Origin of the sequence: Altererythrobacter sp. C41, assembly GCF_016803135.1 — a bacterium.
Lineage (GTDB): Bacteria > Pseudomonadota > Alphaproteobacteria > Sphingomonadales > Sphingomonadaceae > Pelagerythrobacter.
In genome coordinates this window covers 127,353-140,035 of the sequence record NZ_JAEVFE010000003.1, presented here as the reverse complement: position 1 = coordinate 140,035, position 12,683 = coordinate 127,353, and the positions used below count along the sequence as shown (strand labels likewise).

Annotated in this window: 8 protein-coding genes and 1 tRNA gene; 1 reads left to right on the top strand and 8 read right to left on the bottom strand. The window is 66.9% G+C overall.

From position 1 onward, the window contains the following. Positions 1–14: 14 nt before the first annotated feature. Positions 15–1,754: a DEAD/DEAH box helicase gene (locus JNO53_RS07575; RefSeq protein ID WP_203109301.1), complete on the bottom strand. Its 1,740-nt coding sequence runs from the start codon at positions 1,752–1,754 to the stop codon at positions 15–17. Between the two features lie 260 nt (positions 1,755–2,014). Next, positions 2,015–2,091 (bottom strand) — tRNA-Arg (locus JNO53_RS07570). A 57-nt stretch (positions 2,092–2,148) separates the two neighbouring features. Between JNO53_RS07570 and JNO53_RS07565 the strand changes: the two genes are divergently transcribed. Beyond that, on the top strand, positions 2,149–2,895 hold the full coding sequence (locus JNO53_RS07565; RefSeq protein ID WP_203109299.1) for a queuosine precursor transporter: 747 nt from the start codon (positions 2,149–2,151) through the stop codon (positions 2,893–2,895). A 58-nt stretch (positions 2,896–2,953) separates the two neighbouring features. Here JNO53_RS07565 and JNO53_RS07560 read toward each other — a convergent pair whose 3' ends face one another. The 6 genes from JNO53_RS07560 to JNO53_RS07535 form a co-directional block, all read right to left on the bottom strand. Next, the gene (locus tag JNO53_RS07560; protein ID WP_203109297.1) at positions 2,954–5,905 is read right to left on the bottom strand and encodes a TonB-dependent receptor; all 2,952 of its coding nucleotides are present in this window, start codon (positions 5,903–5,905) and stop codon (positions 2,954–2,956) included. 260 nt (positions 5,906–6,165) lie between these two features. Further along, on the bottom strand, positions 6,166–7,170 hold the full coding sequence (gene virB11 / locus JNO53_RS07555; protein ID WP_203109295.1) for a P-type DNA transfer ATPase VirB11: 1,005 nt from the start codon (positions 7,168–7,170) through the stop codon (positions 6,166–6,168). A gap of 9 nt (positions 7,171–7,179) precedes the next feature. Next, a complete protein-coding gene (locus JNO53_RS07550) occupies positions 7,180–8,295 on the bottom strand; it encodes a TrbI/VirB10 family protein (RefSeq protein WP_203109294.1) in 1,116 nt (371 codons plus the stop codon). An 11-nt stretch (positions 8,296–8,306) separates the two neighbouring features. Next, a complete protein-coding gene (locus tag JNO53_RS07545; protein WP_203109293.1) occupies positions 8,307–9,080 on the bottom strand; it encodes a TrbG/VirB9 family P-type conjugative transfer protein in 774 nt (257 codons plus the stop codon). Next, positions 9,077–10,246, bottom strand: a complete 1,170-nt coding sequence (locus JNO53_RS07540; protein ID WP_203109292.1) for a type IV secretion system protein — start codon at positions 10,244–10,246, stop codon at positions 9,077–9,079. Before JNO53_RS07540 ends, JNO53_RS07545 begins: the two co-directional genes overlap by 4 nt. Further along, positions 10,243–12,672 carry a VirB4 family type IV secretion/conjugal transfer ATPase gene (locus JNO53_RS07535; protein WP_203109289.1) on the bottom strand — a complete coding sequence of 810 codons (2,430 nt, stop codon included), beginning with the start codon at positions 12,670–12,672 and terminating at the stop codon, positions 10,243–10,245. The genes JNO53_RS07540 and JNO53_RS07535 overlap by 4 nt, the downstream gene beginning before the upstream one ends. Between the last annotated feature and the right edge of the window lie 11 nt (positions 12,673–12,683).

The window sequence follows — 12,683 nt, the reverse complement described above, 5'->3', positions numbered from 1 at the left end:
ACCGGAGAGCATCGTCACACATTCCGCTCCTTGCGGCCGCGAGGCTTGTGTTTCGCGCCCGGCCGTCCCTTCGGAGCGCCGGGACCGGGCTTCCGGCCTTTGTGCGAGAACTTGTTGGGCTTGACCCGGCGGTTGGCATGGGCAGCCTCACGCGGGCCTTCCGAGGGCTCGATCCGCACGCCCTCATCCTCGCTCTCGTCGCGCGCCGTCCGTTCGAGCGCCGCGCCGAATTTCCCGGCAATGGCACGCGGTATCTGGAAGTGGGTCTCGTTGGCGCCGATACGGATCGCCCCGACCTCGTTACGCGTGATATGGCCGCGGCGGCACAGCAGCGGCAGGATCCAGCGCGGATCGGCATTCTGCCGGCGCCCGACATCCATACGGAACCAGACGGTGTCCTCGAACCCCGGGCGATGCCGGTCCTGCTGCGCCGCACGCCGCGCCTCGGGCGTGTTCTCCAGCATTTCTTCCGGCTGCGGCATCGCCGCGCGATGCGCCCGCACCAGAGCGGCTGCGATATCCTCCGGCGAGCGCTCGGCGAGCAGGCGCTGCGCCAGTGCGCGATCCTCATCATCGAATTCGACCGGCTGGAGGAGCGCGGCTAGCAGGCGTTCGCGGTCCCGCGTGCGGATCGCATCCGGGGTCGGCGCATCGATCCAGTCCGCCTGGATCCTGGCGCCGCGCAGCATTGATTCCACACGCTTGCGCCGCGGAAACGGCACGATCAGCACCGCAGTGCCCTTCTTTCCCGCACGGCCGGTCCGGCCCGAGCGATGCTGGAGCGTTTCCGCATCGCGCGGAAGGTCGACATGGACGACGAGACTGAGGCTCGGCAGATCGATACCGCGGGCCGCGACATCGGTGGCGACGCAGACACGCGCGCGCCGGTCACGCAGGGCCTGAAGCGCCTGGTTACGCTCCGACTGCGAGTGTTCGCCGGACAGCGCGACGACCGCGAAGCCGCGCTCCTGCAGCGTCGCATGCAAGCGGCGAACGTTGTCCCGGGTGGCGCAGAAGAGGATCGCCGTCTCCGCTTCGTGGAAGCGCAGGAGGTTGACCGTCGCCGCCTCGACTTCCGCCGGCGAAACAGTGATCGCCTGGAAGGCGATGTCCCCATGGCCGCGATCGTCGCCCGCCGTCGATATCCGCAAGGCGCCTCGCTGATAGCGCTCGGCCAGCGCGACGATCGGCTTCGGCATTGTCGCCGAAAACAGCAGCGTGCGCCGCTCCGCCGGGGTCGCGTCGAGGATCTCCTCGAGATCCTCGCGGAAGCCCATGTCGAGCATCTCGTCCGCCTCGTCGAGCACGACTTCGCGGAGGTTGGACAAGTCGAGCGCGCCCCGCTCGAGATGATCGCGCAGCCGGCCGGGCGTCCCGACGACGACGTGCGGACCGGCCCGCAACGCGCGCCGCTCCTTCGATGCGTCCATTCCGCCGACGCAGGTCGCGATGCGGGCGCCGGCCTTGGCGTAGAGCCAGCCCAGCTCGCGGCTGACCTGCAGGGCCAGTTCGCGCGTCGGTGCGATGACCAGGGCGAGAGGCGACTGGGTCGGCGCCTCGAAGGCGCCGAGCAGATCGCGGGCCATGGAGAGACCGAATGCGACGGTCTTGCCCGAGCCGGTCTGGGCCGAGACGATCAGGTCGCGGCCGGCAGCCTCGGGTGCGAGTACGGCCGTCTGGACGGCAGTCAGCTCGGCATAGCCGCGCTCGGCAAGTGCTTCGCCAAGCATTGGCGGGAGAGTGGAAAAAGTCATGATGCTCACTAACGGACCGGGGCTGCCACAGGGGACGGCGGAGCGCAGGAGGGGCCGCGACAAGCGGTTCCTTCGGCCTCGGTCATGGAAAAATACGGCCGCTACGCCGGCCGGCCGCCTCACTGGCGGCAGGGCTCCATACACGACCGACACCCGTTTGGCTTCCCCTGATTTCATCCCGCCGATCCGGCCCTTCGAACCGTCCGGCGAAACCGGCGAGATCACGGATGTAAGGACCGAAATTGGGGACCTTGAGGAAGTGGCGCGCCCGGCAGGACTCGAACCTGCTGCCTCAAGATTAGAAGTCTCGCGCTCTATCCAGATGAGCTACGGGCGCGCGCGCCATGCGCCATAGCGCGCTTTTCCGGAGGCGCAAATCGCGATAGGCAGCGCCATGGACGAGACACCGCAGCGCATCGAGACGGGGCGAGGCCCGCCGCCGGCCTTCCGTTACTACGATCTGGTCATGGCCGCCTTCGTCGCGATCCTGCTGCTGTCGAACATCATCGGAGCTTCCAAGCCGTCGTACGTTACGCTGCCGGGCGGCACGGAATGGTCGTTCGGCGCAGGCGTGCTGTTCTTTCCGATCAGCTACATCATCGGCGACGTGCTGACGGAGGTCTACGGCTACGCGCGGGCGCGGCGGGTGATCTGGACCGGCTTCGCGGCGCTCGCCTTCATGGCGGCCATGGCCTGGATCGTCGTCGCCTTGCCCCCGGCAGACGGGTGGCCCGGGCAGGACGCCTACGAGTTCGTGTTCGGCAATTCATGGCGTATCGTGATCGCCTCGATGGTGGCGTTCTGGGCCGGCGAGTTCGCCAACAGCTTCGTGCTCGCCAAGATGAAGGTCTGGACCGAGGGCAAGGCGCTGTGGGCGCGGACGATCGGCTCGACCGCAATCGGCCAGGGGCTCGACAGCCTGATCTTCTACCCGCTCGCGTTCTGGGGCCTGGCGGGATGGCCGGTCGAGCTGCTGTGGCAGGTCGTGCTGTCGCAGTGGCTGATCAAGACGGCCTGGGAGGCCTTGCTGACGCCGGTAACCTATCTGGTCGTCGGCGCGCTCAAACGGCGCGAGGGAGTCGACATCTACGATACCGAAACCAACTTCTCGCCCTTTGCCGGAACGGCGCAGCGCGGATAGGAAAAGGGGCCGGACCCGAAGGTCCGACCCCCTCCCCTCTCCCCAACCGTCGTTGCGGTCAGAACCTCGCGCCCACCGCGATGCCGTAGCGGCGCGGGTCGAGCGTAAAGATGTTGGTGAAGTTCCCCGACGTGGCGTCGGTGACGTAAAGGCCCGTCATCGACGAACTGTCGAAGATGTTCTGGATGAACCCGCGCACATACCAGCGCTCGTCCGGCCCATTGAGCTGGACCTGCGCATTCGCCTGGACGAACGGCTCGATCCGATTGACGTTGCCGTTGAAGACATTGCCGTATTGCTCGCCGGTCAGCGCGATATCGAAGCGCGGCACGAGCGTCATGCCGTTGGCGAATTCAGCGGTGTACTGCACGCCCACCGATGCCTTCATCTCCGGCGCCTGGGGCAGTTTGTTGCCCTTGATGTTCACCTGGACGCCGGGGCTGAGGACATCGACCGGTCCGAAGCTGTTCAGAAGCGGTTGCAGTGGGGCAAGCGCGGGATTGAACAGCCCGATATCGCCCGCCGCACCCGCCGCGAGTGCGGCACAGATGCCGAACGCGCCCGTGGAGGCAATGTTGCCGTCGGCCGGAAACGACGATGGCGCTCGCAGCCCCAGTGGACTGTTCACGGCGGTAACGAAGGCGTTCGCTCCAGCGCCAGTGACGGCACAGAGGGCACCGTTCGAGATATCCTTGACGATCACCGCGTCGGGGTCGCCGCCGCCCGGATCGCGCGGATTGGAGAAGAACTGATCACCCGCGACCTCGGCATTGAGATAACTGAAGTTCGCATTGATCAGCCACCGCGGGCTGGGACGGATGATGCCTTCGATCTCGAAGCCCCAGATATTAGCATCGATCGAGTCGTTCACGGAGGTCCGCGCAACGATGCGGCTGAGCTGCAAGTCCTTGTACTTGTAGTAGAAAGCCGTTGCGTTGAGTTGCAGGGCTCCATTGGCGAACGTGTTCTTGGTTCCGATCTCGAACGCATCGATCTGCTCGGAGCCGAAGCTCTCGGCGACTTCGAATGCCGGCGAGAGCGGCGGGTTGATGCCGCCGGATTTATAGCCCCGCGAGTAGGAGGCGTAGATCAGGTTGTCCGGCGTCATCTGGAAGTCGAGCACCGCACGGCCGGTGATCTCGTCGAAGGAGACCGAACGCTCCTGCACGATCTGGTTCCCATCCAGGCCCGGGTCCGCGTCGTACGAACCCACGAACGGTGAATCGAATGGATCGCCGTCGTTGCTGAAGGGATTGAGGAAGCTCGCCAGCGTGTTGCGCGCGACGATCGACTTCTTGTCGTTGTTGTAGCGCAGACCGCCGGTGAACTTCAGCCGATCGCTGATCTCGTAGTAGACTTCGCCGAAGATGCCGTAGCTGTCGAGCTCGAAATCGCTGGTGTTGTTGCGGTACATCGACGTTGCGAGATACGACGGCGGCGCGCCGTTCGCGAATGCCGAGAAAGTGCCGAGAATACCTGTCGCATAGTCGAGGCCGAACGAGTTCACATAGTAGCTGTTCTCGAGCACCCTGCTGTTCGCGTAGATGCCGCCGACCAGGAAGTTGAACGGTCCGTCGAAGTCGCTGCTCAGGATGGCTTCGGCCGACCAGGATTTCTGATCACCGTTCGATCGGTCGAAAGCGAGCGGCACGTCGGAGCAGATCGCGTGCCCTTCGTAGGCCCCCTGGCTCTCCTGGCGGTTGCTCGAGGTGCAGAGTTCGCCGGTCGGTCCGTTCGGGATCAGCGCTTCCACGATCGGCGTGAAATAGGCGCTCGAACCCGGCACCGGGAGGCCGTTCGCCGCAAAGAACGCCAGGGCGTTCAGTGCCGTCAAGTAGCCAGCCGAACGGTCGAGCACCCCGAGGTTGTAGTCCTGCCGGGAATCGACCGAGGTCTCCTGATAGAGCCCCCCGACCGACAGGGTCAGATCGCCGAAGCGCTGCTCCAGGCGCGCCTGTACCTGCAGCTCGTCGGCGAAATATTCGGGCGTGAACGCAGTGCGAACCGTGCGCACGTCGTCCGGCTCGTCGAAGTTCGAGTAGCCGTCGCCGTCATCGGCATAGATGCTGCCGAGCCCCAGCACCGCCGGGATGCCCTGAATGGCGAAGAGCTCCCGCGAGCTCAGGACCGACGCCAGCGTGGAGTCCGCATTGGCCTTGTCGAAATCGAGCCGGGCGTTGAGGCAGCCCAGAACGCCGGTCGGGTCGCGCTGGCAGGCCTGCTTCTGGATGCGCAACCGGTTGTCGTTCTCGCGGAAGTAGTATCCCATGAGGTCGATCGTGGTGTCCGGCCCCGGCTCGAACCGCAAGCTGCCGCGGATCGCGTACATGTCGCGGTCGTCGATCCGGCTGTCGTCGTAGAGATTGCGGGTATAGCCGTCGCGATTGAGATAGAAGCCCGCGATCCGCACGCCCAGAACGTCGCCAATGGGCAGATTGATCATGCCCTTGGCCTTGATGCTGTTGTAATTGCCGTATTCGAGCTCCGCCGCGGCGGCGACGCCTGAGAGATCGGGCTTGGCCGTGACGACGTTGACCACGCCAGAGGTCGCGTTGCGGCCGAACAGAGTGCCCTGCGGGCCGCGCAGCACTTCGACCCGCTCGAGATCGAAATACTCGGTCTCGAACAGGCGCGTGCCGAACAGAGGCGCGCCGTTGGTGTGGATCGCCGTGGCGCTGTCGCAGCTCACACCGACGCACAGATCGCCGATCCCGCGGATGGTGAAGCTCGCGCCCGTGAAGTTGCTCTTGGTGAACGAGACGTTCGGAAGCGTCAGTTGCAGGTCGCTCGCGTTCTCGATCTGCTGCGCTTCGAGCGCTTCGGCCGTGAACGCGCTGACCGCGATCGGGACTTCCTGAAGACTCTGGTTCTGGCGCTGGGCAGTGACGACGATGACGGGACCACCGGTCGCAGCCGCGGCGCCCTCATCTGCGTCAGTCTCCTGAGCGTTAACGGGAAATGCGAGCACGCCGGCACAAATGCCGGCAAGCAGGGTAGCCTTGCCCCTCATTCGTCCTCTCCTCTTGTCCAGTCGTCTGATGCGACTTGAACTGCAAGGAAAGTAAATCAGAAGAAGCGCTTCTGGCAATAGGGTTGCCTTAGGGACCCGCCCGGCAATTCGGAAATTTCCGAATACGATTGCATCGAAAAAGCCGCGGAATGCAGCATTCCCCTACGTCAATCCGTCTTGGACAACGCGGACTGCTCCAGGGAATTTATTCACCGATGTTGCACTCGGGAGACTAACGCTCGCCCGAATTGGCGCGAGACTCACACCAGCGAGGAGGTTTTCGCTATCTGGGTGATGCCCCGTTTGCCATCCGCGCTCCGACCCAGTTGCACGATCACGTCGATCACCGAGGCGGCATAGGCGATCGTGTCGGAGCGAGTAAGCCCGATGCCGGTCTGCATCACCATCAGAGCCAGTTGCTCGAGCGCTCCGCGCAGCGAGTTGGCGTGAATGGTCGAGAAGCTGCCCGGATGGCCGGTATTGATCGCGCGCAGGAAGCTAACGCTCTCGGCGCCGCGCAATTCGCCGAGCACGATGCGATCGGGCCGCAGGCGCAGCGCGGCCTGGAGCAGTTCGTTGGCGGTCACCTTGGCTTCGCCCAGTTCGCCCTTGACCGCGACAAGGCCCACCCCATTCTCGCCAGGCAGGCGAAGCTCGGGTGTGTCCTCCACCAGCACCACGCGCTCATGGCGCGGGATCTCGCCGAGCATGGCGTTGAGGAAGGTCGTCTTGCCGGTGCTCGTGCCGCCGGAGATCAGGATCGTGCTCCGCTGACGGATCGCCTCGCGCAGGAAGGCGATCGGCTCGACCTGAGCATCCGGCATCGGCGGCGGCTGCGGCGGCGCGAGCGGGCCGGTGTCGTAAGCGTCGAGCGGCAGGTCGAGCCGGCGGTGACGGCGGATCGCCATCGCCCAGTGACGGCGGGCGGCGGGCGGCCCGCAGAACTGAACGCGCGCGCCGCCCCATTCCCTGACCGGCAGGGTAGCACCGAGCAGCGGATGCTCGCGGTTGATGCCCTGATGGCTGACCCGCGCCACCTGCTCGGCCAGGCGCTGGATCAGCATGTCGTCGATATGCGGCGTCTCTATCCGCTGCATGCCGGGCGCCGCCGCGTCCTCCACCCACACCTCGCCGGGGCGATTGACGAGGATCTCGGTCACCGTGTCGCGGTCGAGCCATTCGCGGAACGGTGCGAGATAGGCGTCGAGATAGACACTCCGCTCGCCGTCGGCTTCGGACTTGAGTGAGTGTACGTCGGCCGCCATCGCCCTGCTCTACTTGACTGCCGGGACTTGCGAGAAGTCGAGGTCGCGCGCGGTGAACACGCGGATCGGCTCGCCCTGGCGGACGCGGACGGTCGGGCCGATCTGGCTGTCCTGCTGCGCGGCGACGCCCGCTGCGGACTGCCCCGCGCCGCCCAGTATGACCGAGGCGCCGCCGCTGCCGATCGCAGAAAGCCCGCCGATGACGGACAGCAGCATCGCCGAACCGAAGCGCTTGAAGAAGTGACTGTCGACCTCGCCGGCTAGGCCGGTCGTTCCGTCGAACCCGATCGCGGGGGAGCCGAGATTGACCGACGCGCCGTCCGGCCGGATCAGCCGCGTCCAAATCACGTAGGCGCGCTTCTGCCCGCCCTGCAGGCCGGACTGGTACTGCCCGATGAGGCGGCTGCTGCGGGGCACCAGCACGCGCGTGCCGTCGAAACTGCGCACATCCTGGCTCACCACGGCCCGGACATAGCCCGGAACGTCGGTGTTGATCGCCGTTTCGAGAACCGCCGGGATGAGCGTGCCCTGGGTGACGGTGGTTTGCGGATTGACCATCGCCTTGGCCTGTGCCGGCGCACCGCCGACGCCGCCGATGCGGCTGGCGAAGTCCGAAGCCGAATTGCCGGTGGTCGCCGCGCCGCCTTCGGCGCCGACCGGCGCAACCGCGCCTGCGGGTGCCGCCGCGGCACTTGCATCGAACACGACGGTCGGGCTCGCATAGGGGTTGCCCATCGGCGCCGGCGAGGCGCCGGGGTCTGCCGCAAGGACCGGGGCCGGCGCTGGATCCGGCTGCGCAAGTCCGACCGGGGCCGGCGCGGGTGCACCCGCTGTCGGCACGGGCTGCGGGGCGGTCTGCTGCACCGGCGCCTGCGGCGCTTGCGCCCCGCCTATGCCCTCCGGCTCTCCCAGGCGGGTCGAATCCATTCCGATGAAAGTCGCGGCCCCGAGCAGGGCAACGATGGCGACACCGGCGACGAGGCCGAACGTGTCCGACTTGCCCTTGCGCTGGGTTACCGCGGGGAATGCGTTGCGGCTTGCGAGATCGATGATCTCGGCCGATTCCTGCTCGCGCGGATCGACATCGTTGGCGCTTTCCCCGCTCTTGCGGGCTGGCAGACGCATGGCGAGGCGCATTATCGTTTCTCCCCTGCCTGGGCGAGCGCGGCCTGGGCGCGCTCCGGCGAAGCCCGTTCGGGCCCCGTGTTGGTGAGGACGGCGCTGTCGTCGCCGGCGCGAAGGACGATCTCGCGCGGCACGCCGTCCACCACGATCGTATCTCCGCGCACGGTGAAGTTCACCGGGCCTTCGGTCCCCTCGTGGTTCTTGATCAGGATCGCCGGCACCGGGCGATCGGCGGGCCAAGTAAGGAACGTCGCATCGCCGTCGTCGTAAGTGCGGGTGGGCAGCAGCTCGGCGTCGCCCTGGGCGGCCCAAGCGAAGTTGAGCTCCGCCGGATCGACCACGGCGTAAGGATCCGTCGCCGCTGCGACCTCCACGGCGTTCGGCGCCTGGGCCAACTTCGGTTCCTCCTCCTTCGGCTCGTCCGGATAAGTGAACTTCAGCACGTAGAGCGGCCTGGCGCGCGGGCTCGCGACGAGGTCGAACAGATAGGTGCGCTTGTTGGTCACCACCGTCATGTTTGTCGCCGCGGTCGGCGCGAGGGGCTTCACGAACAGGAGATCGGCCCGCTTGTTCGGCGTCACCTGCCAGGCTTCGGAATCGCCGATCGCGACGTTCTCGATCGCCTCGTCCTCGCCGAACTGGATCGTCGCCTGAACCTTGGTGCGGCCTTCGATCCTCACCACCTGGGCGGGGTCATACAGCCGTTCCACCAGGCGCGGATCTTCCGCCGCGGCAGGGGCGGCCACAAGTGCGAGAGCGAGCGCGGGAAAGACCACGCGGTTCATTTCAACGTCTCCGATATGCGTTTTTGCGGCGCACGAAAGCGGCTGCCTATGCCGCTCGCGCGCGAAGTCGAGGAACTGAGCGGCTGCACTTGCGAACCGCCCTGCGTGGCCGTGACAATGCGGGTTTCGCGGCGCGTGGAACCCTGCGCGCCGGGGCCGATGTCGTTCGCGGCCGCGCCCGGCGTAATCGCGCTCACCGCGATGCGGCGCTGCGTCGCCCCGGACGGGGATGCCGGCCCCTGCGCGGCCGCGGCAGCGCCTTGTGCAGCCGGCGGCGCGGGGGCTCGATCGCGCTCGGACTGGCGGTCCTCGTCGCTCCGCACGAGGCCGAACACGCGCCAACCGGCCACCATCGTCCCTGCCACCTTGAGCGCCATTGCCATCAGAGCGACGTGCACCGCCCCGATCATGAAGAACGCCACTGCCGCCTGCGGATCGACCATGCCCGGGGTCGCCGAGAGCGCCGCCAGGATGGGCACTGCCAGTTCGAGCATGACGCCGCCGCCGAGCACCGCGAAAAGCGGCGTCAGGGCGAGAAGGACCACGCCCTTGAGCCAACCGGTGAAGAGCCCGCGCGTCCCGTTGAACAGCGCCATGACGACGAAGATCGGACCCAGCGCGACGAGCACGGCCAGCCCGATCCGCGCCGTTACCAGCACGCCTACGGTCCCGAGGAGGAAGAGCATCGCGCCGAGCCACAGGATACCCGTCGGCGAAAACGCTCCGAAATTCTCCTGCCCCTTCGTCGCCTCCTGAACGGCAAGAAAGACGACATCGATCTTCTGCGCGAAGACCTGCGTGGCCGAGCCCTCCGTTCCGCCGAGCACGGTGGCAAGCCAGTCCGGCGCGGACAGCGCGAGGTTCCACACGACGCTCTGGTACGCGACCCAGCTCGTCGCGAAGGTGACCACCAGGCCGAGCGTGATCATGCGAGGGGTAACCGAGCGCACCCCGATGCTCGAGCGGCCCAACAGAAGAGAGATCGCGAAGAACGCGACGAACAGCGTCAGTGCGATGGTCAGCACCGGGGTGAGCGCACCGCCGGGAGCGAAGAGGCGGCCGAAAGCCTGCGCGGTGAATTCGCCGGCCGTGCAGTCGACCGCCTGCAGTGCCGCTGCGACGCCGTTGCCGACTTCGGCGGCGGCGGCCTGGCACGCGGCGCTCATTCGGCGGCCTGGCGGAAGGGCACCACGTCGCCCTCCCCCTCGTCGTTGACTGCCGCCGGCCAACCGTGTCCGGTGAGAGCGGGATACCATTCGGCCGGATTGTCGCCGACCGCAGCGCGGAGCAGATCGAGCCGGCGAACCGAGCTTTCGCGGCCCGAAAGAATAGTCAGCACCTCGGGCGCGTTCGAAAGGTCGAGGCGTACCACCACGCTCGCATCGGGCTGGCGGACGAGGAAGCAGCGGCTGTGCGCGGGCAGACTGCGGATGACGGCCAGCTCGTGCTGGGTGAGGCCGAAGCCATCGCAGTAATCCTCCGGCCGCGCGCGCGAGTTGGGCATGAAGACCATCGTCGCCGTCTGTTCGACCAGCGCGGTCGAAATGCGGCTCTCGAGCGCGTCGCGCGCGCTCTGCGTCGCGAAACCGACCAGCGCGTTACGCTTGCGCAGCGTCTTCAGCCAGTCGCGGATACGTGCGGCGAAGACCGCATCGTCGAGTGCCTTCCAGCCCTCGTCGATCAGGATCATCGTCGGCTGACCGTCGAGCCGTTCGTCGATACGGTGGAAGAGGTACATCATGACCGGCGTGCGCAGCCTGGGGTTCTCCAGCAGCGCGGTCATGTCGAAGCCGAGCACGCGGTTCGACAGATCGAGCCGGTCTTCGGCATTGTCGAACAGCCAGCCATGCTCGCCCTGCCCGATCCAGGCGGATAGGCGGTCGGCAAGATCGCCTGCCTCGGGGCGCCGCGCACCGGAGAGCAGTTCCTTGAAGTGCCGCAAGCGGCGCAGCGTACCGTCGTTGGCATAAGCGGCGTCGACGGCCTGGCTGACCGTCGCCAGTTCCTCGGGCCCTTCGGCGTTGAGCAACACGCCGAGCCAGTCGCGCAGGAAGGCACGGTTCACGGCCGTATCGGGCAGCGCGAGCGGGTTGAAGCCGGTCGGTTCGCCCGCGCTGATCCGGTCGTAGCGTCCGCCGATCCCGCGCACGAACAGCTCGGCACCGCGATCCTTGTCGAACAGGATCGTGCGCGGCTTGAACTTCTGCGCCTGCGCGGCGAGGAAGTTCATCACCACGGTCTTGCCCGAGCCGGACGGGCCGATGACCGAGAAATTGCCGAGGTCACCGTGGTGGAAATTGAAGAAGAACGGGGTCGAGCTGGTGGTCTGCAGCAGCGTGACCGCCTCGCCCCAGTGATTGCCCTGCGCCTGACCCAGCGCCATGCCGTGCAGGCTGCCGAAGCTCGCCATATTGGCGGACGAGATCATCGCGCGGCGCACGATGTATTGTTCGTTGCCGGGGAACTGCGCCCAGAAGGCGGGTTCGAGATTGGTGTCCTCGCGCACCGCGATGGCGCCGGTGTCGGCAAGCGCGGCGGCGCAGGCGGCGGTCGCCTCGTCGAGCCGACCGAGATCGCGCTCGCGAACGAGCACGGTCAGGTGGTGATCCCCGAAGCCGACCGCGCCGTTGCCAAGCGCATCACGAGCAGCGAGCATATCGGCGCGTTCGGCGGCGGCTTCCTCGTCGGCCGAACGCAGGCGCCGCAACGCCAAGTCCATTCGCTCGCGCGCGGTCTGCCGCTCGGCGGGGGCGTAGCTTTCGGAAACGACCATCTCGTACGGCAGCCGCAGCAGTCCATCCAACAGACCGGGCGAGGTCGCGTCGGGATAGTCCTTGAGGCTCAGCAGCGCAGCGAAATCCGGCTCGCCCGAGCCGCGCAGTTCCATCGCGTCGAGCCCGAAACTCGCCCGGCGATAGGGCAGCATCTGGCCGACGTCGCTGTCCTCGTGCGGCCTGCGCACGGGGCGCATCTCGCCATTGTAGAGCGCCGAGAGAAGTTCGAGCAGTTCGTTGTTGGCCTTGCCCTGCGGCCCTTCGTAGTCGCCGAGAACCGCCGCGCCGTAAGGTTGAAGCGCGGCCACGAGCCCGGTCACCGCCGCCTTGAGCGAACGGATGTCCTTCGGGTCGGCCTCGATCTCCTTACGCCCGCGGCGGTTCCACAAGCGCGCCGCGCGTTCGACGAGCCCGGCCTTCCCCCTGGCGGGCCGCCGAATGAGCGTGACGAACTGGTCGTTGACGAAGAGCGCGCCCGAACCGAGCCGCTCCCTCCACCGCGCGTCGATGTGCCGGCTGAGCGGATCGTCGAACTCGGCGTCGAGCTCCACTTCCACCCGGCGGCGGACGACGTGGTGGTACATCACGAACCGCGCATCGAGTGTCGAGCGCAGCATGACCTCGCGCGTGGCGGCATGTGCGTTCAGCGCATCGCTGTCCTCGGTTTCGAACAGCAGGCCGGGCACTTGGATCGCGGCCATGACCGATCCGTCGCGCAGCAGCATCGTGCTCGCATCGATCAGCCCGGCGTAGGGCAGCCGATCGCCGGCGCGGGCTTCCCTCGCGCTCCAGGCTGCGGCTCCGATCCACTTGCTCATAATCTTTCGAC